General features: G+C 56.6%; 24 protein-coding genes and 3 tRNA genes. 20 read left to right on the top strand and 7 right to left on the bottom strand.

Translation table 11 applies throughout. The features are described from left to right. Positions 1-159: 159 nt before the first annotated feature. Positions 160-1,035, bottom strand: coding sequence for a LysR substrate-binding domain-containing protein (locus tag CR155_RS12740; protein WP_102070393.1), 876 nt, complete (start codon positions 1,033-1,035; stop codon positions 160-162). A gap of 154 nt (positions 1,036-1,189) precedes the next feature. On the opposite strand from CR155_RS12740, the gene phnC reads away from it, so the two are divergent. The 6 genes from phnC to CR155_RS12710 all read left to right on the top strand — a co-directional run bounded on the left by phnC (position 1,190) and on the right by CR155_RS12710 (position 6,526). Continuing rightward, on the top strand, positions 1,190-2,005 hold the full coding sequence (gene phnC / locus CR155_RS12735; RefSeq protein WP_102070392.1) for a phosphonate ABC transporter ATP-binding protein: 816 nt from the start codon (positions 1,190-1,192) through the stop codon (positions 2,003-2,005). A 20-nt stretch (positions 2,006-2,025) separates the two neighbouring features. Then, a complete protein-coding gene (gene phnD / locus CR155_RS12730; RefSeq protein WP_102070391.1) occupies positions 2,026-2,904 on the top strand; it encodes a phosphate/phosphite/phosphonate ABC transporter substrate-binding protein in 879 nt (292 codons plus the stop codon). Between the two features lie 2 nt (positions 2,905-2,906). Then, positions 2,907-3,704 (top strand): phosphonate ABC transporter, permease protein PhnE, encoded by a 798-nt coding sequence (gene phnE / locus CR155_RS12725; protein ID WP_102070390.1) that lies wholly within the window; start codon positions 2,907-2,909, stop codon positions 3,702-3,704. Between the two features lie 29 nt (positions 3,705-3,733). Beyond that, positions 3,734-4,696 (top strand): NAD(P)-dependent oxidoreductase, encoded by a 963-nt coding sequence (locus CR155_RS12720; protein ID WP_102070389.1) that lies wholly within the window; start codon positions 3,734-3,736, stop codon positions 4,694-4,696. A gap of 361 nt (positions 4,697-5,057) precedes the next feature. Then, positions 5,058-6,221: a DJ-1/PfpI family protein gene (locus CR155_RS12715; RefSeq protein ID WP_102070388.1), complete on the top strand. Its 1,164-nt coding sequence runs from the start codon at positions 5,058-5,060 to the stop codon at positions 6,219-6,221. Further along, positions 6,218-6,526: a type II toxin-antitoxin system CcdA family antitoxin gene (locus CR155_RS12710; RefSeq protein WP_102070387.1), complete on the top strand. Its 309-nt coding sequence runs from the start codon at positions 6,218-6,220 to the stop codon at positions 6,524-6,526. Before CR155_RS12715 ends, CR155_RS12710 begins: the two co-directional genes overlap by 4 nt. Positions 6,527-6,548: 22 nt before the next feature. Here the strand turns inward: CR155_RS12710 and CR155_RS20905 are convergent, their stop codons facing one another. The 4 genes from CR155_RS20905 to CR155_RS20800 form a co-directional block, all read right to left on the bottom strand. Next, a complete protein-coding gene (locus CR155_RS20905) occupies positions 6,549-6,986 on the bottom strand; it encodes a virulence RhuM family protein (RefSeq protein ID WP_199171751.1) in 438 nt (145 codons plus the stop codon). Between the two features lie 493 nt (positions 6,987-7,479). After that, positions 7,480-7,556, bottom strand: a tRNA-Met gene (locus CR155_RS12695). A 383-nt stretch (positions 7,557-7,939) separates the two neighbouring features. Further along, on the bottom strand, positions 7,940-9,637 hold the full coding sequence (locus tag CR155_RS12690; protein ID WP_102070450.1) for an FMN-binding glutamate synthase family protein: 1,698 nt from the start codon (positions 9,635-9,637) through the stop codon (positions 7,940-7,942). Positions 9,638-9,685: 48 nt separating this feature from the next. After that, a complete protein-coding gene (locus CR155_RS20800) occupies positions 9,686-9,847 on the bottom strand; it encodes a hypothetical protein (protein WP_158238267.1) in 162 nt (53 codons plus the stop codon). Here CR155_RS20800 and sugE point away from each other — a divergent pair. Beyond that, positions 9,846-10,172: a quaternary ammonium compound efflux SMR transporter SugE gene (gene sugE / locus CR155_RS12685; RefSeq protein WP_102070385.1), complete on the top strand. Its 327-nt coding sequence runs from the start codon at positions 9,846-9,848 to the stop codon at positions 10,170-10,172. The genes CR155_RS20800 and sugE overlap by 2 nt on opposite strands. Before the next feature lie 66 nt (positions 10,173-10,238). Next, complete coding sequence (locus CR155_RS12680) at positions 10,239-10,670, top strand: GNAT family N-acetyltransferase (RefSeq protein WP_233214228.1); 432 nt, start codon at positions 10,239-10,241, stop codon at positions 10,668-10,670. A gap of 62 nt (positions 10,671-10,732) precedes the next feature. On the opposite strand, the gene CR155_RS12675 is transcribed toward CR155_RS12680, so the two are convergent. Further along, positions 10,733-10,817, bottom strand: a tRNA-Leu gene (locus CR155_RS12675). Between the two features lie 102 nt (positions 10,818-10,919). Here CR155_RS12675 and rnr point away from each other — a divergent pair. The 12 genes from rnr (at position 10,920) to CR155_RS12615 (ending at position 22,879) form a co-directional block, all read left to right on the top strand. Continuing rightward, complete coding sequence (gene rnr / locus CR155_RS12670; protein ID WP_102070383.1) at positions 10,920-13,355, top strand: ribonuclease R; 2,436 nt, start codon at positions 10,920-10,922, stop codon at positions 13,353-13,355. 105 nt (positions 13,356-13,460) lie between these two features. Beyond that, on the top strand, positions 13,461-14,207 hold the full coding sequence (rlmB, locus tag CR155_RS12665; protein WP_102070382.1) for a 23S rRNA (guanosine(2251)-2'-O)-methyltransferase RlmB: 747 nt from the start codon (positions 13,461-13,463) through the stop codon (positions 14,205-14,207). Between the two features lie 103 nt (positions 14,208-14,310). Next, entirely contained in the window at positions 14,311-15,540 is a 1,230-nt protein-coding gene (locus CR155_RS12660; RefSeq protein ID WP_102070449.1) for a cystathionine gamma-synthase family protein, read from the top strand. A gap of 348 nt (positions 15,541-15,888) precedes the next feature. Continuing rightward, positions 15,889-16,161, top strand: coding sequence for an HU family DNA-binding protein (locus CR155_RS12655; RefSeq protein ID WP_102070381.1), 273 nt, complete (start codon positions 15,889-15,891; stop codon positions 16,159-16,161). 84 nt (positions 16,162-16,245) lie between these two features. After that, positions 16,246-16,321, top strand: a tRNA-Val gene (locus CR155_RS12650). Positions 16,322-16,406: 85 nt separating this feature from the next. Beyond that, positions 16,407-16,775 carry an RNA-binding S4 domain-containing protein gene (locus CR155_RS12645; RefSeq protein ID WP_102070380.1) on the top strand — a complete coding sequence of 123 codons (369 nt, stop codon included), beginning with the start codon at positions 16,407-16,409 and terminating at the stop codon, positions 16,773-16,775. Between the two features lie 126 nt (positions 16,776-16,901). Next, positions 16,902-17,801 (top strand): energy transducer TonB, encoded by a 900-nt coding sequence (locus CR155_RS12640; RefSeq protein WP_233214226.1) that lies wholly within the window; start codon positions 16,902-16,904, stop codon positions 17,799-17,801. Positions 17,802-17,835: 34 nt separating this feature from the next. Beyond that, positions 17,836-18,642 carry a MotA/TolQ/ExbB proton channel family protein gene (locus CR155_RS12635; protein WP_439650442.1) on the top strand — a complete coding sequence of 269 codons (807 nt, stop codon included), beginning with the start codon at positions 17,836-17,838 and terminating at the stop codon, positions 18,640-18,642. After that, entirely contained in the window at positions 18,642-19,118 is a 477-nt protein-coding gene (locus tag CR155_RS12630; protein ID WP_102070377.1) for an ExbD/TolR family protein, read from the top strand. The genes CR155_RS12635 and CR155_RS12630 overlap by 1 nt, the downstream gene beginning before the upstream one ends. Before the next feature lie 104 nt (positions 19,119-19,222). Further along, the gene (locus tag CR155_RS12625) at positions 19,223-19,897 is read left to right on the top strand and encodes a response regulator transcription factor (protein WP_102070376.1); all 675 of its coding nucleotides are present in this window, start codon (positions 19,223-19,225) and stop codon (positions 19,895-19,897) included. A 16-nt stretch (positions 19,898-19,913) separates the two neighbouring features. Beyond that, positions 19,914-20,978, top strand: coding sequence for a sensor histidine kinase (locus tag CR155_RS12620; protein WP_102070448.1), 1,065 nt, complete (start codon positions 19,914-19,916; stop codon positions 20,976-20,978). Next, the gene (locus tag CR155_RS12615) at positions 20,975-22,879 is read left to right on the top strand and encodes a potassium transporter Kup (RefSeq protein ID WP_102070375.1); all 1,905 of its coding nucleotides are present in this window, start codon (positions 20,975-20,977) and stop codon (positions 22,877-22,879) included. The genes CR155_RS12620 and CR155_RS12615 overlap by 4 nt, the downstream gene beginning before the upstream one ends. A 6-nt stretch (positions 22,880-22,885) precedes the next feature. On the opposite strand, the gene CR155_RS12610 is transcribed toward CR155_RS12615, so the two are convergent. Then, entirely contained in the window at positions 22,886-23,416 is a 531-nt protein-coding gene (locus CR155_RS12610) for a hypothetical protein (protein WP_102070374.1), read from the bottom strand. Positions 23,417-23,442: the final 26 nt, after the last annotated feature.

Here is a 23,442-nt window from a genome sequence, read left to right as displayed (position 1 = left end):
AAAGTCGGGCGGCGCGCTTCATGGAAGGAATGAACCCATGCTTTCCGAGCCGTCCGACGACGACGTGCCGGTGGCGCGCAGCGCCTTCAGCAAGTACCGCAAAGATTGCTCGGGTACCGCACAGCCGATAACTGGATTCGGCTCGCTCCGGCTCGCTTTTCAGATCAATTGCTGCGCCATTCGTAGAAATTGGGCAATGAGAGGGGAGTTTTTTCGTTCAGCTCTGCAGATCAGTCTTGTGTACGTCCTTGCATCGAAATTTCTGACGTTCAGCTTTACCAGACCGGGGCCCGGCAAGTAAGCCCTGTCGGCGACGACTCCTAGCCCCAATCCTTGAATTACCGCCTCTCGCACGGCTTCCCGACTACGCATCTCGACGCTTGTTTTGATTTTTATCCGGTTGGATTTCAAGAAATCTTCGAATGCCTTGCGTGTTCCTGAGCCTTCTTCGCGCATGACGAACTCCTGATTCGTCAAGTCGGCCAGGTTCAATTCGTCCGCGTCGGCCAGTTCATGTGATGTGGCTGAAAAAATTACAAGGGCCTGCTCCCGGTAAGGCATGCAAAAGATCTGAGGGTCGGTAATCTCGTTCAACACCAGGCCAATATCGCCCTGGTAGTCCAGTATGCGCTGTGTGATGGACTTGGAGTCACCGACGGTAACGGTGACCTGCACGCCCGGGTAGCGCATCCGATAGGCCTTGATGATAGGTGTGACGTTGTACGGCCCGATAGCGTGCAGATTCAGGGTTCCACTGTAATGGGTTTTCGCCGCTGTCAACATCGAGCGGGCATCGTCCTCTGCGCTGAATATCCGCCGCGTGTGTTCCAGCAAAGCATCGCCGAACTCAGTGAGGACCAGGCGCCGGCCTTTGCGAAAGAAAAGCTCGACGCCATATTCCGCCTCCAGCCGCAAAATGTGGGCCGATACTGTGGGTTGGCGCAATCCCAGTTGACGTGCGGCGGTTGTAATCGAACTTGCGCGTGCGGTGGCATCGAAGGCCTTCAGCGCGGCCAGTAAGGTAATCCCTGACATAGGCGCCACCTATACATTGGTCTGTTATTTAGGAGAAAACGTAAACACGGATGACATAACCTTTGATCATACTGGCAAGCATTGTAGTTCGCCATGTGCTCAACCTTCATGTGGTCGTACTGTCCGAATCACTTAATGCAATGGGGCAACCCCGATGATTCCTTCAACAAAGCTTCCATGGCTGGTACAGACCAGCGATCTGGCGGTGACGTACCCCAACGGCCACCAGGCTTTGTATCCTACCTCGCTCACGATATACCCCGGAGAGATTTTGGTTTTATTGGGAGCTTCGGGGGCAGGTAAGTCGACCTTGCTGCGTAGCCTCAATGGTTTGGTGCGACCCTCGGAAGGTGAAATCATACTAAGCGACATCGGTCGGCCGCAGCGCGATAAACGCGTATTGCGAGAGCACAGACGCAAGACCGGCATGGTGTTTCAGCAGCATCATCTTATCGGGCGGCTCACGGTCCTGGCGAATGTCTTGCTGGGCCGGGTCGCAACTCGTGGCAACTGGCGTTCCCTGTTTCCCTGGTCGCGTGAGGACAAGTTGGAGGCTTTGGCCGTGCTTGACCGCGTAGGTCTTGTCGATAAGGCACTGGTGCGCGCCGATGCGCTTTCGGGAGGTCAGCAACAGCGGGTGGGTATCGCGCGAGCGCTTATCCAGAAACCGCGACTAATGCTTGCTGACGAACCTGTGGCGAGCCTGGATCCGGTGACGGCGGAAAGCGTGTTGACTCTGTTGCACGACATCTGCAAAACAGACCACCTGACCGCCGTCGTCAGCCTGCATCAGATCGAGTTCGCCAAGAAATTCGCCGACCGCATTATTGGTCTGAGTCACGGAACCGTTGTCTTCGAAGGCAAGCCCGACGCCTTGGGCGACGACGCCATGCGACGACTTTACGCTACATCTTCCCAGTCCAGCAAACCATCATCCGGCTTCGTCGCACCCGCGCTTTACGCCGCTTAATTCTCAGGAGTTACACCCTTATGTTCCCACGTAGACGTTTCGTCAACTGCATGGCAGTTGGCCTGTTCTCGATTGCGATTCCTTTCTCAGTGTCCGCCCAGGGTAAAGACCCCTCACGGCTGCGCGTCGCGCTGTTGCCGGACGAGAATGCCGCCACGTTGATTCAGAACGCCCAGCCGCTCAAGCAATACTTGCGAAAAGCATTGAACAAAGAAATTGAGCTCATCGTGACAACGGACTATTCCTCGATGATCGAGGCAATGCGGTTCGGACGCATTGAAATCGCCTATTTCGGACCTTTTTCCTATGTCCTCGCCAAGTCGAAAGCCAAGAATATTGAACCTTTTGCAGTGGGTGTGGAACGCGGGTCGCCCACCTATCAGTCGGTGCTGATTGCCAAGGTGGACGGCCCCGTTAAAACACTTGGGGATATCCGTGGACAGTCCTTTGCTTTTGGAGACCATGCGTCGACCTCCAGTCATCTGGCTCCCCGGGCCCACCTCTTAAAGACCACAGGATTGGACGGCGAAAAAGATTATCGGCCTGTACATCTGGGTACACACGATGCAGTTGCCCGTGCTGTCCAGGCTGGGCAGGTTCCTGCCGGCGCGCTCTCCAAGCCCATTCTTGATTCCTTGATTCAAAGGGGCATCATCGATGCGTCGAAAATAATTGAACTGGACCTGAGCGCGCCTATCCCCAACTACCCCATGGTCATGCAGGCCGATCTGAAACCTCAGCTCAAGGACGCGATCAGGAAAGCGTTCATTGATATGACTGATGCAGAGGTGCTTAAGACCTTCAGGATCCAGGCCTTTGCGCCAACGGACGACAAGGCGTACGACGTGCTGCGTGACACCGCCGCCATTTTAAAACTCGATATCGGAAAAATGAAGTGACCATGCCAATAAAGTACGCGGCGTTTTTGGCCGCGGATCGTTTGCGCGTCCAGCGTCAGTTGTTGTTGGCATTCGCCATTTTCATCGCCTGCCTCCTGGCTTTGGACGTTACAGGTTTCTTCGATATCCAGCGATTTGTCGAGGGGGCGCCGGCGATGCGACAACTCGGTTCGGAAATGATCCCACCGAATTTCGAACGGTGGCGTCACTGGATCATGCCGCTCAGGGACACGCTGGCGATGTCCGTTGCCGGAACGGCGCTCACTGTGGTGTTGTCGCTGCCGCTGGCACTGTTGGCCGCGCCCAATACCACGCCCCATCCGGCATTAGGACGTCTATTGCGTATGGTGCTTGCCGCTTTTCGCTCCGTGCCTGAGATTATTCTCGGCATTATTTTCGTGGCTGCGGTGGGTTTTGGTGCCTTGCCTGGCGTGCTTGCCTTGGCCTTGCACTCGACCGGCATGGTCGGAAAGTTCTATGCCGAAGCCATTGAACACGCCGATCCCAAACCCATGGAGGCGGCGATGGCCGCCGGCGCCAGCCGATTTCAGGTGATCATGCATTCGGTTCTGCCTCAAGTTCTTCCCCAGCTCGCCGATATTACGATTTATCGCTGGGAATATCACTTTCGTGCCTCCGCAGTTCTGGGCATCGTAGGTGCCGGGGGAATTGGCTTCGAGCTCATGGCCGCCTTGCGTCTGATCAAGTACGACGAGGTGTCGGCCATTCTGTTATCGATTCTGGTTTGCGTCATTGTCGTAGACAGCATAGGAACCGCGCTGCGTCGATATCTTAAATAAATAAACCAAATTTCCAAGTCAATGAAGTTATGAAACCAAAAATAGTGGTGACCCAGCCTGTTCATGCGGATGTACTGTGCAAGCTGGAGGCGGCGGGAGACGTTGTCATGAACCCTGGCCCCGAGCCTTGGGACAAGCAGCAATTTCATCAGCATCTCGCTGACGCCGACGCCTTGATGGCATTCATGCCCGATCGTATCGATGCCGACGTCTTGCGGCATGCGCCGCGATTGAAGACCATCGCGTGCGCCTTGAAAGGCTATGACAATTTCGATCTGGTGGCCTGCGGGAAGGCGGGCATAGCGATTAGTTTTGTGCCTGACCTGCTGACCGAACCGACAGCAGAACTGGCCATAGGGTTGGCCATTGCAGCAGGCCGGCATATAGTGGCTGGAGACCGTATCGTTCGTTCAGGCCGGTTTTGCGGTTGGCGACCCGTTTTATATGGAATGGGCCTGCACCGGTCGATTGTTGCTGTCGTGGGTTTGGGAGCTGTAGGCAAGGCGATTGTAGACCGTCTGTCCGGTTTTGGCTGTGCCTCGATTCTGGGGGTGGATCCGCACAATCCGGATCCGCGCACTATCCCGGTCAGTCTGGCTGATGCCGTGACGCGCGCGGACTATTTACTATTTGCCGTACCGTTGACGCTGCAGACACGGTATTTGCTGGATGAGGCTTTGCTCGCCCATGTGAAGCCCGGCGTGGTCATCGTCAACGTCGGTCGGGGATCGGTAATTAGCGAGGCGGCGATTGCCAAAGGTCTTGCCCAAGGCGTGGTCGGAGCCTACGCGGCAGATGTGTACGAAATGGAAGACTGGCTGCTTCCTGATAGGCCGTGTTCCATTGATGCAAATTTATTGCAGTCCGCGCACACGATATTGACGCCCCATATCGGATCGGCCGTTGCCAGTGTCCGTCTGGCAATAGAGCATCGCGCTGCCGATAATTTGATGCAGGTGCTTGCGGGAGCGGCTCCCAGGGACGTGCTCTGACGAGGTGGCGCGAGCTCTGTGCGCACCGAATCAAAAGGACCCTGCACACCATGTGCGGATCCTGCGCCACCCGATCACTAATGTACACACAAAAGCACCGAAAAGAAGCCCGGTAACGTGGTGTCATCCCGGCTTGCCGACCCTTGAGGCAAAGGCAAAAGAGTTGGACCATCGGTTGCCTAAAGCGGCGAAAAAGGCGCTGCGCATACGCCCGAGATCGCCGAAGCGACGTTCTCGGCGTTGCGGTCCGGCTTGTCGAATGGCGATTTTTTCCAGAATTATTTCATTTCAGGCGAATCGTCGTAACGGTAATATTAGAGATAACGTTTACAGACCGGGGTCTTCTTGGAGGAAAATCGCCATGAATAAGCGGCTTGGGTTGAGGATCATCTTGGCTTCGGCCACGCTTCTCGCGGCAATAGGCGTGGCCTGGATATTTTCGCTGCCTGCCACACCGGACCCCGGCGCCGCGCCGCCCATTGAAACGCAAGAGACAGACGCCATGCTGGCGGCTCTGAAGCCGCCTAAACGCGAGCGACCGCTGATCGCGATTATAGGTATCAACGAAGGCACGGAGGTCACCGACTATCTTATGCCCTACGGCATCCTGAAGCGCACTGATGTCGCCGACGTCGTGGCGCTGGCAACGGAGCCAGGGCCGCTGAGGCTCTATCCGGCCCTCCAGGTCGAGCCCGATGCGACGATCGCGCAGTTCGATGCCCAATATCCTGATGGCGCCGACTATATTGTCGTCCCGGCCATGAGTCGTGATGACGATCCCGCCGCCCTCACGTGGATCCGGGGCCAGGCGGGAAAAGGCGCGATCGTCATCGCCGTCTGCGCGGGGGTAAAGGTGGCGGGCGAGGCCGGCTTGCTGGACAATAAGCGCGCAACGACGCACTGGTATTTTGTCGATGAGCTTCGTGATAGAGTGCCTTCGCTCCATTACGTCGCAGACCGGCGGCTGGTGGCTGACCAGGGCATTGCCACGACGACCGGCATATCCGCCTCCATGCCCATGATGCTGACCTTGATCGAGTCCATTGCTGGCCGTGATAAGGCGATGGCTGTCGCACGCGATCTTGGCCTCAGCACGTGGGATGCTCGCCACAATAGCAGCGCGTTCAAGATCACGCGCGCTTTCGCCGCCACTGTGCTCGGCAACGTCCTTGCCTTCTGGAAACGGGATCAGCTCGGCATCGAACTGGTAGCAGGGATGGATGAGGTGTCGCTCGCCATCGTGGCAGACGCCTGGTCGCGGACCTACCGATCAAGTACGGTAACGTTCGCAAGTTCGGCCGATGCCGTAGACAGCCGCAGTGGCTTGCGCATCATCCCCGACAGGGTCGCCACGGAGTGGCCGGATGAGCAGCTCGTCCCTGCGTTCGCCGATCGCAAACCGGCAGAAGCACTGGATCAAGCGCTTTTTCAAATCGGAGCTCGATATGGGGATCGCATCGCCAGGGTCGTGGCCATGCAGCTCGAATATCCACGTCGAGAGGTACCACGGGAGGAAAACCAATGAACGCTCAGAAGTTACACAGACTGCGTTCATTACGGGATGGTCATCCAGTGCACGGCCGCAGTTCCAGCCTGTCCCGCAACCGTCTCCGCAAGCGTGCTACGAATGTGTCACTGCCCAAGGACCTTCTTTCCGAGGCAAAGGCCTTGCAAATCAATATCTCGCAGGCGGCTGAAGCCGGTGTTGTTCAGGCCACCGCATGCACGCGCAGCGAGCGCTGGCTTGCTGAGAACCAGGAAGCCATCGAGAGTTCCAATGCTTTCGTTGGAAAATACGGCCTTCCACTAACGAAGTACCGGATGTTTTGATGAGCCCAATTTTTCCAGGGCGTTAATTGATTTTGCGGAGAGGCTCATCCAGATTCCGCAATCGAAATTGGATTGGAGATTCTTCGAAGGCATTTGTCCTTCGCAACGCAGTTGTTGCATTTTTTGCAACAACTGAACCCCGTTCCAATTCTCCCTCTTTAAATACATTGCGGATATGACGCGAGATAACTGATTTATCGCGATCAAATAAGGCAGCCATCTGATCCAGACTAAGCCAGGCTGTATCTCGGTCTACAGTCACTTCCAACTGTGCATGGTACGCGCGCACTTTGCGCGCCGGGACACTAGTATTTGTGGCGAGTATGGCTACTTCGTAGGCGACCTGTACCGCCAGCCTGCTACGCACGCACAGCGCGACGCCGACGAGCATATACAGAACCAACAGTACGATAAGCACAGAGGCGACCATGGCGGGCGGTGATGATTGTAAAGCTGACATGCTACCGCAGCGACGGCAGGACCCTTTCAAATTTTGCGCGAAATCTGACGGCCGTTTTCGTTCAAAACGTGACCGGGGGTGTTCCCATAATCGACCCGTACCCCTGCGCATACGTCAAAATCGCGCGCCCGTTTGATCAAATCACAGTTATACCCGTTAGCGAGGCGACCCCCAATAAGGGGGAGCCACCCGGGGGTGGGGTCAGGACCGGGTGCATTTGTGATCTGGGCAGGCCCGCAGACGCGCCAGTACGACGCAGACTACGTTTTCTAGATGAGGCGTGGGAGAGGGGCATAGCCATAGCCTGCGACGCCGTCAGGGCGGCTGTAGTCGCTTCGCCGCCTGCGGCACCACGTCATGGCCAATAGACCAGACCATTACCCCGTAATGCCGTCAGTCTCAGAGTTGGGGCTTCGGGGGTACACAGAGGGTACACGGACGGCAAAAAGCAAAACGCCAACCCCGAAAGGTTGGCGTAAGTGCTTGATATCTTTGGTGGCGCATCCCTGATTCGAACAGGGGACCTGCGGATTATGATTCCGTCGCTCTAACCGGCTGAGCTAATGCGCCAAAGCACGAAACTATAGCATAAATTTTTAAGCATGTGTGCAGGCCCAGGCGTCGAAAATTCAGCTTGGTATCAACGTAAAGGCCCCGCCTTTTGGCGGGGCCTTACTGCCGCGAAAGCAGTGGACATTACCAATAGAGGTGATGTCAAATGAACTACCTCGAAAGGTAGTTGCGCTGCCCTAAGGCAGTAAAACCATCATAATTCCGGGCTCTCAACTTTGAAATAAGGGTAACTACTGATGAGGCATCTGCTGGCTATGGCTTCTCTTGCTTTCTCCCTCGGCGCCTGCGCCAACGGTACGGCTAACCATGGGCCGGCCTCTACCCGTTCCGGGGTGCAGGTTTATGGAACCATCGATGCTGGGGTGGGTTCGCAAAATATTTCACGCTGACAGTGCGGCATGGGTCTTGTTGGCTTCGCTGGCGTCGTCCGGCATGGGGCTATTGGTGTTGCCGGACAAGGCGGCGCTAAGACTATATAACGGCGCGAATGACTCGGCTTGCGCCATCGGCCAGGCCGTACGGAAGATGGTCAGCCGGAACTTTCCTTCAAGCAGTTCGCCGTCTTCCAGATCTGGAAACAACGCGGACAGTACCCTGATTTCGCCATTGGAAATTCGCTTGGCGATGTGATGCGGCCGTAATTCGCCCGGGTGTTGCAGCCCGGCAGCGCCAAGTATTTCGCCCAGGGCTTTCAAGGTGTTTGCATGGAAGCTTGCGACGCGCACTGATTTATCCTCCACGACCAACGCCTTCTGGCGCTTGGGGTCCTGGGTGGTGACGCCGGTTGGGCATTTGCCGGTATGGCATGCCTGGGCTTGTATGCAGCCGATGGCGAACATGAACCCGCGTGCACTGTTGCACCAGTCGGCGCCCAGCGCCATGACGCGCGCCATGTCGAAGGCGCTGATTATTTTCCCCGAAGCGCCCAGCTTGATGTGATCCCGCAAACCGATGCCGACCAAGGTGTTGTGCACCAGCCGCAGCGCTTCGCGCAATGGTGTGCCCACATGGTCAACGAATTCGATAGGGGCGGCGCCCGTGCCGCCCTCCGCTCCGTCGACGACGATGAAATCAGGCGTTATACCGGTCTTGAGCATCGCTTTGGCAATGGCAAACCACTCCCATGGATGTCCGATGCATAGTTTGAACCCGACCGGCTTGCCACCGGACAACCCGCGCAGGCGGGCGATGAACTGCATAAGTTCGATAGGTGTGGTGAATGCACTGTGCCGGGCGGGGGAATTGCAGTCTTGCCAAGGCGGGACACCGCGGGCCTGCGCGATCTCCGGCGTTACTTTGGGACCGGGCAGGATGCCGCCATGTCCTGGCTTGGCGCCTTGGGAGAGCTTTATTTCTATCATTTTGACGCTGTCATGCCTGGCCCGCTGTGCAAAGACTTCGTCCGAGAACTGGCCCTTGCCGTTGCCGCAACCGAAATAACCGGAGCCAATATTCCAGATCAGCGATCCGTTGTGCTCCAAATGATAGGTGCTTATCCCGCCTTCTCCGGTGTCGTGGGCAAAGTTGCCTTCCGATGCCCCCTTATTCAGTGCAAGGATGGCGTTGGCGGAAAGGGCGCCGAAACTCATGGCGGAGATATTCAATACCGACAAGGAGTGCGGACGACTACAGTCGGGTCCCCCCACTGTAATGCGAAAGTCGCTGTTCTGCGGGTGGGAAGGTTCCAGGGAATGATTGATCCATTCGTAGTCTCGTCGGTAGACGTCATGTTGCGTACCGAAGGGCCTTTTATCGATCTCCTGTTTGGCGCGTTGATATACCAACGATCGGTCTACGCGGGAAAATGGCAGTGCGTCGTTATCATCTTCGATGAAATATTGCCGCATTTCAGGCCGGATCGATTCAAAGAAAAATCTGAGATTACCGATCACTGGATAGTTGCGGCGAATGGCGTGGCGTGTTTGACGCAGATCCCATATGCCCAAGGCCGTGAGCGCGCCAAATACCAAGGCAGGCAGCAGCCACCAGACGCTTGAAACGAGGCTGAAGACCAGGGAAGCTATGGTACAGGCGATGACAAAATGAAATGCTGAGTAACGCGTTAACAGACGTTGCATGGGATATCCTGTTTCGGTTGCAATTTGGAACGATACCAGAGGCTGCAATCAATCCACCGGTATCGATCCTTGCTCGTAAGCATTTCCGTGCTCATAGAGCACTCCGGCGAACTCAGTAAAATGCCCGTTTCCAGCGAGGACGACCTCGCCGTCGATCATTGCGGCGTACACAGTGGGGACGACCCCTCGGACTCGGAGAGCGATCATCATGTCAGTGTCAACATCCTGGATAGTGCTATTTATTGCCGGGCTATTGGAAGTGGGTTGGGCTATCGGTCTCAAATACACAGTAGGCTTCACACGATTATGGCCCAGTGTGGGAACCGTCTTTGCCATGGTGGCCAGCGTGTTGTTGTTGGGACTGGCGATGAAACAATTGCCGGTAGGGTCGGCTTACGCCATATGGGTAGGTGTTGGCGCAGTCGGAACAGTTATATTAGGCATATTCTTGTTCGGAGAGTCCGCCAGTCCCGCACGCCTGATCAGTGTTGGTTTTATCATCGCAGGCATCATCGGCTTGAAACTGGCGGCGTGACGGATTTTCACTTCGCGTCATTGTTCCCATAGAATCCTTCCGCACATTCAATTTCGGAGACTTACGTTGAGCCCCATAAAGGTCATTCTGGGAGATTGGACAACCTGCATGCAGGACGCGATGGTAATTCGGCACGAGGTATTCGTGCAGGAACAGAATGTTCCCACTGAACTTGAGTTGGACGCTGAAGATCAGCATTGCATCCACGCGTTGGCTTACGACGAAAATGGTGTGGCAATCGGAACCGGCCGACTGCTGCCCAATGCCCACATAGGGCGGCTTGCAGTCAGGGCACCTTATCGAGGCCGAGGGGTCGGATCACAGTTGCTGACTGCGCTGGTCGACGAAGCGCGTCGTCAGCACTATCTGGAAGTTGTATTGGCAGCCCAGCTGCATGCGTTGGCGTTTTATACGGCACATGGCTTTGTGGCCGAAGGCGGCACCTATTTGGATGCTGGTATCGAGCATGTAACGATGCGTCATCTTTTAACTGTCTGAGCGCTTGTTGCGCTGCATAAGAAAAAAGCCCGTGAATTCACGGGCTTTTCGCCAGAATTAAATGGTGCCCAGGAGAGGACTCGAACCTCCACACCCGAAGGCACATGGACCTGAACCATGCGCGTCTACCAATTCCGCCACCTGGGCATAAAGTGTATGCTATCGCTTTACAAACTACTGCTGCGTTTTGCATTACATCTTTAAGAGGCGCAAAGTATAACGTATTTTTTTACCTAACGGAAATCACTTTTGAACAAACGTTCCAAAAACGACTCGACTGGCAAGGGAAGCTCGGCCGGCACGCACAATCTGCCACCGGATTTCGACCCCGAAGTGCCCAGTCGCGAAGTAATCATGCAGTACCTCCGATCCTCGGAAACTCCCATGTCGCCTGAAGACCTGGCAAAGGCGCTAGGCACTTCCGTGCCTTTGTCCGTAGGTTTCGATCGCCGTCTGAACGCCATGGAGCGCGACGGCCAGATTTTCATCAACCCGCAAGGGCAGGTGGTGCTGAACAACAAACTCGAGTTCATCGCGGGCCGCGTGCAAGGGCATCGCGACGGGTTTGGGTTCTTGTTGCGCGACGATGGCGGCCCTGATTTATTCCTTTCACCGCGCGAAATGCTTAAAGTGTTGCATGGCGACCGCGTTCTGGCGAAGCCAGACGGCGAGTATCGCGGCAAAGCCGAAGCCACTATCGTGGAAGTCATAGAACGGCGCACCAACAAACTGGTGGGTCGTTTCCTGAAAGAGCGCGCTTCATATATCGTGGTGCCGGAAGACCAGCGCATCAAGCACGACATACTTATTCCCGCGTCCGATATCGGTGACGCCGAACCTGGCCAAGTCGTCACGGTCGAGATCGTGCAGCAGCCCACGCGGCACACGCAGCCATTGGGACGCGTCGTGGAAGTCCTGGGCGAAATCGACGATCCTGGCATGGAAATCGAGATTGCCGTGCGCAAGTTCGATGTTCCGCATGAGTTTTCAGCTGCCACCTTGCAGCAAGCCGAAAAGCTGCCTGCCACCGTCCGGCCCGCAGACCTCAAAGGACGCATCGATCTGCGTGAAGTCCCGTTCGTGACAATAGACGGCGAAGACGCCCGCGATTTCGACGATGCGGTATTCTGCACCCCGGTTGAACTTGGCACAGAAAAACGCAAGAAACCGGGCTGGCGCCTGTTGGTGGCCATTGCCGATGTCAGTCATTATGTGCGGCCGGGCGACGCCCTGGATAACGACGCCATCGAGCGAGGGACCAGTGTTTATTTTCCTCGTCGGGTCATCCCCATGCTGCCCGAAGCGTTGTCCAATGGCATATGCTCGCTGAACCCCGACGTCGACCGCTTGGTGCTGGTTTGCGATATGGTTATTGCCGCCAGTGGCACCAAGGCCGGCAACATCACCGCCTACCAGTTTTACGATGCTGTCATCCATTCGCACGCACGTACGACCTACACCGATGTCTGGTCGGCCCTGCAACAGCCCACGGGCCCGGCCGGGCAAGCAATGCAGGCCGTGCTTGCGCACGTCCAGAACTTGTACGAACTCTATCAATTGTTTGCGCAGGCGCGCAAGAAGCGCGGCGCTATCGATTTTGACACCATAGAAACGCGCATTGTCTGCAACCCATTGGGTCGGATCGAAAAGATCGAAGCCTACACGCGCAACGATGCTCACAAGCTCATTGAAGAGTGCATGTTGGCCGCCAATACGTGCGCAGCCGAATTCATGACGCGCAACAAGCGCTCGGGACTATACCGGGTGCACGAAGGCCCGACACCCGAGAAACTCAAGAACCTGCGTGACTACCTGCGCAACCTGGGCTTGACGCTTGAAGGCGGTGAAGACCCGTCCACCGATGACTACGCCAGGCTGGTGCAGGCGGCCCGAAATCGTCCAGACTACGCCATTATCCAGACCATGTGCCTGCGGTCCTTGCAACAGGCCATCTATAGTCCCGAGCAGGTTGGCCATTTTGGCCTGTCCTACGACCATTATGCACATTTCACTTCTCCTATACGCCGTTATCCCGACCTGCTCACACACCGGGTCATCAAGGGTATTCTTCAAAGCAAAAAATACGTGCCGCAAGTCGCCGATATCGGAAGCTTGGCAGCACTGCCCATAGACGAACGCGAACATGCCATATGGGAAAAGCTGGGGGTGCTGCTGTCGGCCCGCGAGCGCCGAGCGGACGATGCCTCGCGCGACGTCGAGGCATGGCTCAAGTGCTGGTTTGTCAAGGAGCATGTCGGCGAAGAATTCAGCGGTCGGGTGACTGGTGTCGCACCATTTGGCATATTCATCACGCTCGATACGCTCTTTGTCGAAGGCATGGTGCACGTATCGGAATTGGGTTCCGACTACTTCCAGTACAACGAAGCCATGAACGAATTGCGCGGCGAGCGCACCGGTATCCGTTATCGCCTGACCGATGCGGTACAGGTGCAAGTGGCGCGTGTCGACCTCGAAGCACGCCGTATCGAGTTCCGGCTGGTGAAAGGCACGACGTTCAAGGCTCTGAAAGCGTCCATCGAGACCGAAGAGGGCATACCGCGTAAAAAAAAGGCGGCCGCCACGAAGCCTGAAGCGCTCAAGGGCACAACGTCGCGGCAACGACGAGCGGCAGCCAAGCGTGGAGCCAAGACGGCATCTCCAAGCAAGACAACACGCAGGCGCTAGTGTCCAATTCAAGCCTGGCGCGGCGATGATGGTTCCGAGGGGTAAAATGCATTTGCAGTGAGCTAGCGCGACGCTTGCTGTAAATACAACTCCATAAGGATATACATGTCGTCTCATCAGGTTTTGGCCGGCTTTCATGCCGTGATTGCTCGCTTGCGCCACGCCCCGGAATCCATCAAAGAGCTCTACGTCGAAGCGTCGCGGCGCGACAAGCGCATGCAGACTTTCATCGAGCAGGCGCAGTCGGCAAATATTCGGGTTCATCCGGTTGCTACCGATCGACTTGACGGCCTGGCTCGCGGTACCCGACACCAGGGTGTGGTTGCGCTTGCCGAGCCGCACACGTTGGCTGCCGATGTCGACGAGGTCCTCGACTGGCTCGAGGATAAGTCCGAGCCGCCATTGTTCCTGCTTCTTGATGGCGTGACCGACCCGCACAATCTGGGTGCGTGCCTGCGCACCGCCGACGCCGCCGGGGTGCACGCCGTAATTGCACCGCGCGACAAGGCCGTGGGATTGAACACCACGGTGCAACGCGTTGCCAGCGGCGCTGCTGAGACGGTGCCGTACATCATGGTCACCAACCTGGCGCGTACGATGCGCCAGCTTAAGGATCGCAACGTGTGGATCGTTGGTACTGACGATCAGGCTACCTCCACAATTCATCAGGTGGATGCGCGACGCCCGATGGCATGGGTGATGGGCGCTGAAGGCGAGGGCATGCGCCGGCTTACCCGCGACACCTGTGACGAGCTTGTGCATATTCCAATGCTGGGTTCCGTCGAAAGCCTGAACGTCAGCGTGGCCAGCGCCGTGTGCTTGTACGAGACAGTGCGCCAGCGCCGGTCGTGAACCCGCCTGGCCTTGCAAAAACGGACATGGCCCCTGTTGTGGGACTATGTTCGCCGGGTTGACGGCTCCCTTATTTCTGCTCTCTACTTTTCCATTCCTGACCATGGCTAAAAACGGCTTCACCACTACGATTCTTCATTCAGACCGACGTGCGTCGGTTGAGCACGGCGCCATCCACAAGCCTATGCATCCTTCGTCGCAGTATGCGTTTTCCGATGCGCGTGAACTGGCTGCGGTATTCCAGGGCAAGCCCGGATTCACTTATGCGCGCCAGGGTACGCCGACCACGACCGCTCTTGAGGCCAAGGTGACGCAGATGGAGGGCGGGGTGGCAACAGTGAGCTTCGCCACTGGCATGGCGGCTTTGGCGGCTACTTTTTTTGCCCTTCTCAAGGCGGGCGACCATTTGATCAGCAGCCAGCACATCTTTGGCAATACCAATAGCCTGCTTGGCACCTTGGCCGACCTCGGCGTTGCCGTCACTGTCGTGGACGCAACCAATGTCGATAACGTCGTTGCCGCCTTGCGACCGGAAACCAGAATGGTTTTCACCGAGGCGCTGGCGAATCCGGGTACGCAGGTGGCCGACTTGGTCGGCATCGGCGAGTGGTGCAAAAAGAAGAATCTGGTCTATGTCGTCGACAATACCCTTGCAACGCCCTGGTTATGCCAAGGTATATCGGTGGGCGCCTCTCTGGTCGTCAACTCCTTGTCCAAACATATAGGCGGCCACGGTAACGCCCTGGGTGGGGCCGTGACCGATACGGGGCTGTACGATTGGACCGACTATACGAACATTGCGTTGTCTTACCGCAACGGCAAACCCAGCTCCTGGGGTCTGACGCAGATAAAAAAGAAGGGTCTGCGCGATATGGGCGGAACCCTTGCGGCGGAAGCGGCGCATCGTATTGCTGCAGGTGCTGAGACGCTTGCATTGCGTATGGATCGCGCATGTTCCAACGCGCTTGCTCTGGCACAGTTTCTTAGCCGGCATCCAAAGGTCGCCAAAATTCATTATCCGGGATTAACCGATCACCCGCAGCATGAGCGCGCCAAACAACTGTTCGGCAGTCGTTTCGGTGCGCTGATGGGCATCGAACTTATCGATGAGGTGGATCTATTCGATTTCCTGAATCGATTGCGGGTCCTGATTCTGGCCACGCATCTGGGCGATAATCGCACGCTGGTTTTGCCGATGGCACAAACCATTTATTACGAGATGGGAGCAGAACGAAGGGCGTTGATGGGTATTTCAGATAACTTCTTGCGGGTTTCCATAGGCATCGAGGATACTCAGGACATCATCGATGACTTTGTACAGGCCCTTGATTAATGGGTTTGAATAATCACACCGAGTTACAATTACCATAAATTCCGGCCGACGCATAGGCCCATCGGCAACTTTTCCATATTTGTTAACGTTGATGTACACAATTGAAAAAGTCAGCAACTATGCGGGTTTTCAAGGCTTTTTGCTTGACAGTCCTTGGTTTCAAAGGCTTAATACGCGGTAGTCAGCTGAGTGTGCATTCAGAAGCCGAAACGCCGCCCGGTTGCGCCATCCTCATGTCGGTTGGCAATACGATCCGCAAAAAACCGCGTCACGTATTTTTCTACCAAGCGCCAAGTCACTCCTTATCCGGACGAGCTTGGCTACAATAATTTTTAGGGGTAATCCTTAATGAACAAAACAGAGCTCATCGAACACATTTCCACCAAAGCAGATTTATCGAAGGCAGACGCGGGCCGCGCGCTCGAAGCATTCATCGGGGCTGTGAAAACTACACTAAAAAAGAAAGGCACCGTGACTCTGGTGGGCTTTGGTACCTTTGCCGTTACGGAACGCGCTGCACGCATCGGCCGTAATCCACGTACTGGCGAAGAAATCAAAATCAAGAAAGCCCGGGTGCCCAAGTTCCGTCCTGGTAAAGCTCTTAAAGACGCGGTTAATTGATAATTGGCCATTTGCAATGGAAAACGCGCTAGGCTATACTTGCGTCTTCGCGTTTTGCACCAAATTGGTGGTACCCAATGCAATGGGTGCTTAGCTCAGTTGGTAGAGCGGCGCCCTTACAAGGCGTAGGTCACAGGTTCGAACCCTGTAGCACCCACCACTTATTGGTTGCAGATAGCAGTAAAATCAAGCATCTAAGGAAACTTAGGTGCTTTTTTATTTGCTGTCACCTTACCGGAGGGTTTATGCGACTAGATAAATGGCTTTGGGCAGCGCGCTTTTTCAAGACCCGGGGGGTGGCCGGAGCAGCCATAGACGGGGGCAAGATCAAAGTTAATGGCACCACTGCCAAGCCTGCAAAGGCAATCAAGCCCGGAGACCTTCTGGATATTCGTGCCGGCGACCAAAGCTGGGAAGTCGAAGTCCGAGCACTGAACGACCAACGTCGTCCTGCGGCTGAAGCCAGGATGTTATACGCTGAGACCATAAACAGCATCGCCGCCCGTGCGCGACACGTGGAACTCATGAAGTTGGCGCCTATGCCAGTAGGCGAGCGCAAAGGAAGGCCGACTAAAAAGGACAGACGACAGCTCGCAACCTTCCACGAAGAATGATATTGCGAATAGTTCGCATTTCTGATAATATTTTGCAGTTGTTTTAACCCACAGCGTCATGCCTCCCCGGCTTTGCGTTGGCCATACATCAATTGCCCACTAATGCCGCGTTCCCATGTTGAACCGATGTCCCGATCCGTGCTTATCAAAGTGGCCGGAGTTGCCGTTGCGGTGGGATTGCATCTGGCAGTGCTTGGGGCAGTACTTTCTTCACCCCCGCCCAAACCGGAAATAGATTTGCCGGAAACGGTGGAGGTGCGTTTTGTCGAAATCGCCGACGACGTGGTTGACGCGGCGGTCAATGAGGAAACCGATCTCGAGCCCGTTCAAGATATTGCGGTCGCTGAAGCGGAACCGGAACCGGAACCGGAACCGGTTCCGGAACCCGTCCTGGAACCCAAGCCTCCCGAACCTGAGCCTCTAGAACCTGAGCCTCTCGAACCTGAGTCCGAGCCGGTACTCGAGCCTGAGCCTGAGCCGATCATTGAACCGTTGCCGGAGCCCGAACCGTTAACCAAACCGATCGTCGAGCCTGAGCCCGAGGCCATAGCGCCCGAGGCTCCCCCCGAACCTAAACCCGAGCCTAAACCCGAGCCCAAGCCGAAACCTAAACCTAAACCCAAGCCCAAGCCGGCGGTTAAGGCGCCTGTGAAACCTGTCGAGCCTGTTGTGGCGGCGGCGCCGGTCGGCAAGGCCGCTGCGCCAGCCGTGCCTAAAGCGCCCTCGGCGCCGGTGGATCCCGACCGCCCGCGCATGATAGGAAAGGTGGATTACCTCGGGAAACGACCGAATCCGGTCTACCCGCGTGTGTCAGAACGGCGTGGCGAGCAGGGCAGGGTCGTGGTCCGGGTGTTGATTTCCGCGCAGGGTAGTGTATTGAAGGCGTCCGTAAGAACCTCTTCCGGCCACGAGCGCCTGGATATGGCCGCCGTGAAGGCGGCGAGCAGTGCCCGTTTCAAACCTTATACGGAAAACGGTATCGCCTACCAGGCCATGGCCGATATTCCGTTTGATTTTGTTTTATAGGACATAACGAATGTTGGATTTTCTTGATGGCGCCATGCAGGTGATCGCCCAACTTGCGGATGTCCCGCCAGCGGTCACGGCGGCCGGCGGTGTTACGGCGGCGCAAGCGGCAGGTGGCGACGGCATGCTGCATTTCATTTCACAAAGCGACATCGTCGGCAAGACCTTGTTCGGCTTTCTTATCGCAATGTCGCTGACCAGTTGGTACCTCATCTTCGTCAAGACATTCATCAACATTCGTATCGGCATGCGATCGAAGAAATTTCTGACGGAGTTCTGGACGGCCAGTTCGCTGGAACAGGTCGAGAATGAAATTGCCACCCACGGTGCCAACGAGCCCTTTGCACACCTCGCCATTCATGCTATTCATGCACGCAACCATCATGCCAAGTACGGTGCGGTGAAGCTGGAGGAAAAAGGTTCGACCGGCGCCTTTGTGACCCGCACCATACGCAAGGTTATCGACGAGGAAACCGCAAGACTGGAAAACGGCTTGACTATATTGGCCTCCATCGGATCAACCGCACCGTTTGTGGGCCTGTTCGGCACGGTGTGGGGTGTTTACCACGCCCTGGTCGGTATCGGCCTGTCGGATGGCGTGACGGTAAATCGCATTGCCGGCCCGGTCGGCGAGGCGCTCATCATGACTGGCTTGGGCCTGGCTGTCGCGATTCCAGCGGTACTGGCATATAACGGTTTCGTGCGTAGTAATCGCGTCTATCTGGCCAGGCTCGACGTCTTCGCACATGACCTGTTCACATTCCTTAGTACGGGCCAGCAAGTTTCTGAATCGTCCAATAAAGCACGTCGCGTCGTGCTGGCCAGCGGGAAGGGTGAATAATGGCATTCGGCAGTTTTGACAACAAAGGGGCGAGCCATACGGTCTCCGAGATCAATATGGTGCCGCTTATCGATGTGATGCTGGTGCTTTTGGTGATTTTCATCATCACCGCACCCTTGCTCAGTCACTCCATCAAGATCAATGTGCCGCAGGCATCGTCCCAGCCGGTCGAGCAGGAGCCCAGAACTATCGATCTTGCCGTGGACGCACAGGGCGAGATGTTCTGGAACGAGCAGCCAGTGACGCGTGATGACCTGACGCGCAAGTTCGCTGAAGAAGCGGGACTTGATCCGCAGCCCGAGTTACGGATCAGGGCCGACCTCAATACGCGCTACGAAGTTCTGGCGCAGGTGATGAGCAGTGCCAAGGCGGCTGGCTTGAAACGTCTGGGTTTCATTACACGGCCCGGCTCCAGGGATGCGAGGCAGGCCGAACCCGGCATCAAGGAAGGCGCGGCGACAGTGCCGTCAAATTAACGAGCTTCGCGCGTGTCGCTAAGCCGTTTGTCAAGTTTGTAACTGCCTCGGGTAAATTGTCGCGGCACGATATCCTGCGAGGCGCTTCGATATAGAATTAAGGTATGAGAGTACTAGTTATCGAAGACGACGCAACCTTGGGCCATGCCTTGCAGGAATTCCTTGTTGAACAGGGTTATGCGGTCGACTGGCTGCAAGACGGCGATCAGGTATTGGGCGCTGTAACGGCCCAGGACTACGACCTGCTATTGCTGGATTTGAATTTACCGGGTCAAAGCGGTCTTGACGTCCTGCATAAGCTGCGGTCCGGTAATCATCAAGTTCCTGTGCTCATTCTTACCGCGCGCGACGGCGTCGAAGACCGGGTGGCCGGCCTGGACGCGGGTGCAGACGACTACGTCACCAAACCCTTCGAATTACTCGAACTTGCCGCAAGGGTCCGGGCTTTCGGCCGCCGGCGTACCGGCCACGTACAACCCTACATCGAGGCGGGGCCTTTGCAGTTCGATACGGTCGGACGCGAAGTCCGCGTGAACGGCGAGCGTATCTCCTTGTCGGTGCGGGAATTGTCCGTGCTGGAAATGCTCATGGCACGCGTAGGTCGTGTGGTCACGAAGCGACAGATTGTCAATTCGCTGTCAGCATGGGATGCCGACTTCAGCGAGAATGCCGTCGAAGTGTACGTTTATCGACTGCGGAAAAGGCTCGAAGGCACCGGCACCGGTATACAAACCGTACGTGGCTTCGGCTACTTGCTAGAAGTCGAAAGTGCCGCCTGATTTGAACGGCAAACTGATGCCGCCCGGCTCACTGGCGCGGCATCTGGTTCTGCGCCTGCTTCCTGCCATTATCGTACTGGTTCTGCTCGACTTGGGCGCAACATGGGTCATGACCCGCAAGATGACCATGGAGGAATGGCTCCTTCGGGATATTTTCTGGACCATGGTATTTAGCCAGATCATCCTGGTTTCTGTTTTTGCATGGGTTCTGCTCTCCGGCGTGCGCTCGGGCCTGGCGTCGGTCAACCGGCTCTCCCAGGAAATCAGTCAACGTTCCATCGACGACTTGCAGGTTCTGGATACCACGGGATTACCCGCCGAGGTGGCACCCATGGTGAACCATGTGAATGATTTGTTGCTTCGCCTGGACGAATCCATGCAGGCACAAAAGCGTTTCATCGGCCATGCGGCGCACCAGTTGCGCACGCCCTTGGCCGGCCTCAAACTTGAGTCTGAATTGATGCTCACCAGGCAGTTGCCCGACGATGTGCGCGAGCGGGCCGAGCGTATCAAGGCGGTCACCGATCGCATGATACGGCTGGGCCAGCAACTCTTGGTGTTGGCGCGCGCCGATTCGACGATACGCCCGCAGGACAGCTTCGTTCGCATCGACCTGTGCGAGTGGGTCCGGACGAGCGGGGCCGAATGGATCCCCGCCGCCCGTGCCAGGCTGGTAGACATTCAATTGGTGGCGCCCGATGAGCCTGTGTGGGTGGACGCCGATACCCTGTTGCTTGAAGAGTTGTTGAGCAATCTGATCGACAATGCACTGCGCTATGGCGCAGGAGCCAACAGCATCACGCTGCGCGTCGCTGCGAATCCTCCAACCTTGACGGTAGAGGATGACGGTCCTGGCATCGATCCGCAAGATGGAAATCGTGTGTTCGAAGCTTTTTACCGTTCAGAGCGAGCCTCTGCGGGCGGCTCGGGACTGGGATTGGCCATCGTCCGGGAAATCGCGCGCGCCCATGGCGGCTGGTGGAACCTCGCAAGCCGTCCGACATTTCCGGGTACCCGTATTACCGTGGTATTTCCCGGCCCGCGCATCGGCGCCAAGCTTAGAAGACAAGTCTCACAATGAATGATGCGTCAACGATCGGAGAAGGGCCTGTCAAGCCGGCCATAACACCTACAGCGGCGATGATGCTGGGGGCGCTAGGCGTGGTCTATGGTGATATCGGTACCAGTCCCTTGTATACCATCAAGGCCTCGCTCGCCCGGTTGGACAACCCCGGCGAGGCGGAGGTCCTGGGGCTGCTTTCGCTATTGTTCTGGATGCTGATGACGGTCGTTTCGCTCAAATACATGATTATTATGCTACGTGCCGATAATCGGGGCGAGGGCGGTACGTTGGCGTTGATGGAACTCGCGTTACGGGGCGTGACAGGTCCTCGTAGGTGGCGGCTGATGATAATGGGCCTTATCGGCGCCTGTCTCTTCTATGGAGACAGCATGGTCACGCCGGCAATTTCGGTATTGTCGGCGATGGAAGGCATTGTACTGATCTCACCCACGCTGCAGCCATGGGTCGTGCCCCTGTCCATCGTCGTCCTGGCAGGACTTTTCATGATTCAGTCGCGCGGAACCGGTACCGTTGGCAAGTTGTTCGGTCCCGTCATGCTGGTCTGGTTTCTTACGCTGGGAGGTCTGGGCGCCTGGCGGATCGCGCTCGAACCCACAGTCCTGCTTGCGTTGAACCCGATGTGGGCGTTTGGGTTTATTGCCCATGCACCGTGGGAAATCTATTTGCTGCTGGGAGCCATTGTGCTCGCACTGACAGGCGCAGAGACCATCTATGCCGATATGGGTCATTTCGGTCGCTCCGCCATACGCCGTGTCTGGTTTGCCGCGGTGCTTCCGGCATTGGTCCTCTGCTACTTTGGACAGGGTGCCGTTATTCTGTCAGACCCCGCAACCGCGACGAATCCCTTCTTTCATTTGGCCCCTGAATGGGCTCTGGTGCCGCTCGTCGGTCTGGCTACGATGGCGACGATCATTGCGTCACAATCGGTCATTTCGGGCGCCTTTTCGGTTACTCGCCAAGCTGTGCAGCTAGGGTATTGGCCGCGCATGGTAATCCTCCATACTTCCGCCCACGAAGAGGGGCAGATTTACCTGCCACGTGTGAACATATTACTTTTCATCGCGGTGCTGGTTCTTGTACTGGCCTTTCAGTCTTCTGAAGGGCTGGCCCATGCTTACGGGTTCGCTGTGACAGGAACTATGCTCATGACTTCATTGCTGGCATTTGCGGTGGTGCCACGGTACGCACGTGGGTACAGGCGTTGGCTCTGGCTTTGTCTGATCAGCATATTTCTGATCATCGATATTCTGCTTTTCTCGTCCAATACGCTGAAAATCCATGACGGCGGCTGGGTGCCCTTGCTGGTCGGCGCATGCCTGTTGACCTTGATGATCACCTGGAAGCAGGGCCGGCAAACGATGCACGACAAACTGGCTGGCGATCAACAGCCGCTGAAGACCTTCATGGAGGGACTTGAAGAGTACCCGCCGACACGGGTGCCGGGTACGGCGGTGTTCATGAGCATGATTGAAAATACTGTTCCGCCCGCCTTATTGCACAACCTGAAGCACAACAAGATTCTGCATGAACAGGCTCTATTCCTGACCGTCGAAAGCGCGGATGTTCCCTATGTGCCGGCCAGTGAACGATATCGACTCGAACGGCTTAGTCGCAGTGGCTGGCAGGCTGTCGCGCGATGGGGTTTCAAGCAGGAGCCAAACGTGCCTCAGGCTTTGGAGCAGATTGGCCAGGCACATCCGGAGTTGAATCTGGATCCGATGCAAACCTCTTACTTCCTGTCACGGCAAACGGTCATCGTGCGGCGCACATTGCCGTTCTACACGACATGGCGCCGCCATTTGTTTGCGTTCATGGCCCGCAACGCCAGCCGCAGTACCCGTTTCTACAGGATCCCGCCTAATAGGGTGGTCGAAATGGGTATGCAGATGGAGTTATAGCCAGTGTTATTTGGGACCTGTACCCGGGACTGAGCCGGGAGCAACGGGCGTCAGTGAGGGCGCGGGTACGACGGCAGGCGGGTTGGGCGTGAGTCCCGGGGCGGTTCCAGGCGCCGGCGCCGGGGTCCCCGTCGTGGTGATGGTGGTTTCGCGCAGTACCCCCCCTCCGCCAATGCTGCCTTGAGTGGTCGTGCCTACGCCCGACATCTGCAACATGCATTCATCGCGCTGCTCCACAGGCAGGGCGTCGCACCGTGCCTTTTGGTTGGCGTCATAGACCTGTGGGTTGCCGTTGTTCAGTCTGTTGCGGTTGGCTTCTTCACGCGCTGCCCCGGCCTCGCGTAGGCAGGTGGCCTTGTCCTGATTGGTTTGACCGGCGTTGCATCGGGCGACGTCTGTCTTGTACCGTGCTTCGATATCAGTAGCGCTCATGGCCGGGCCCGGACCTGCGGCGATTGCCAGTGGACTGATCAGGCATGCCCCCAGTGCGCATGCCGCCAATAGGCGGGAAGACAATATTGTTGATCGAGTATGCATCGCGGATGTACTCCTTTGTTAAATGT

This window comes from Pollutimonas nitritireducens (assembly GCF_002849615.1).
GTDB classification, from domain to species: domain Bacteria; phylum Pseudomonadota; class Gammaproteobacteria; order Burkholderiales; family Burkholderiaceae_B; genus Pollutimonas; species Pollutimonas nitritireducens.
Note: the sequence above shows the minus strand (reverse complement) of the source record. Positions and strands in the feature narration are given on the sequence as shown.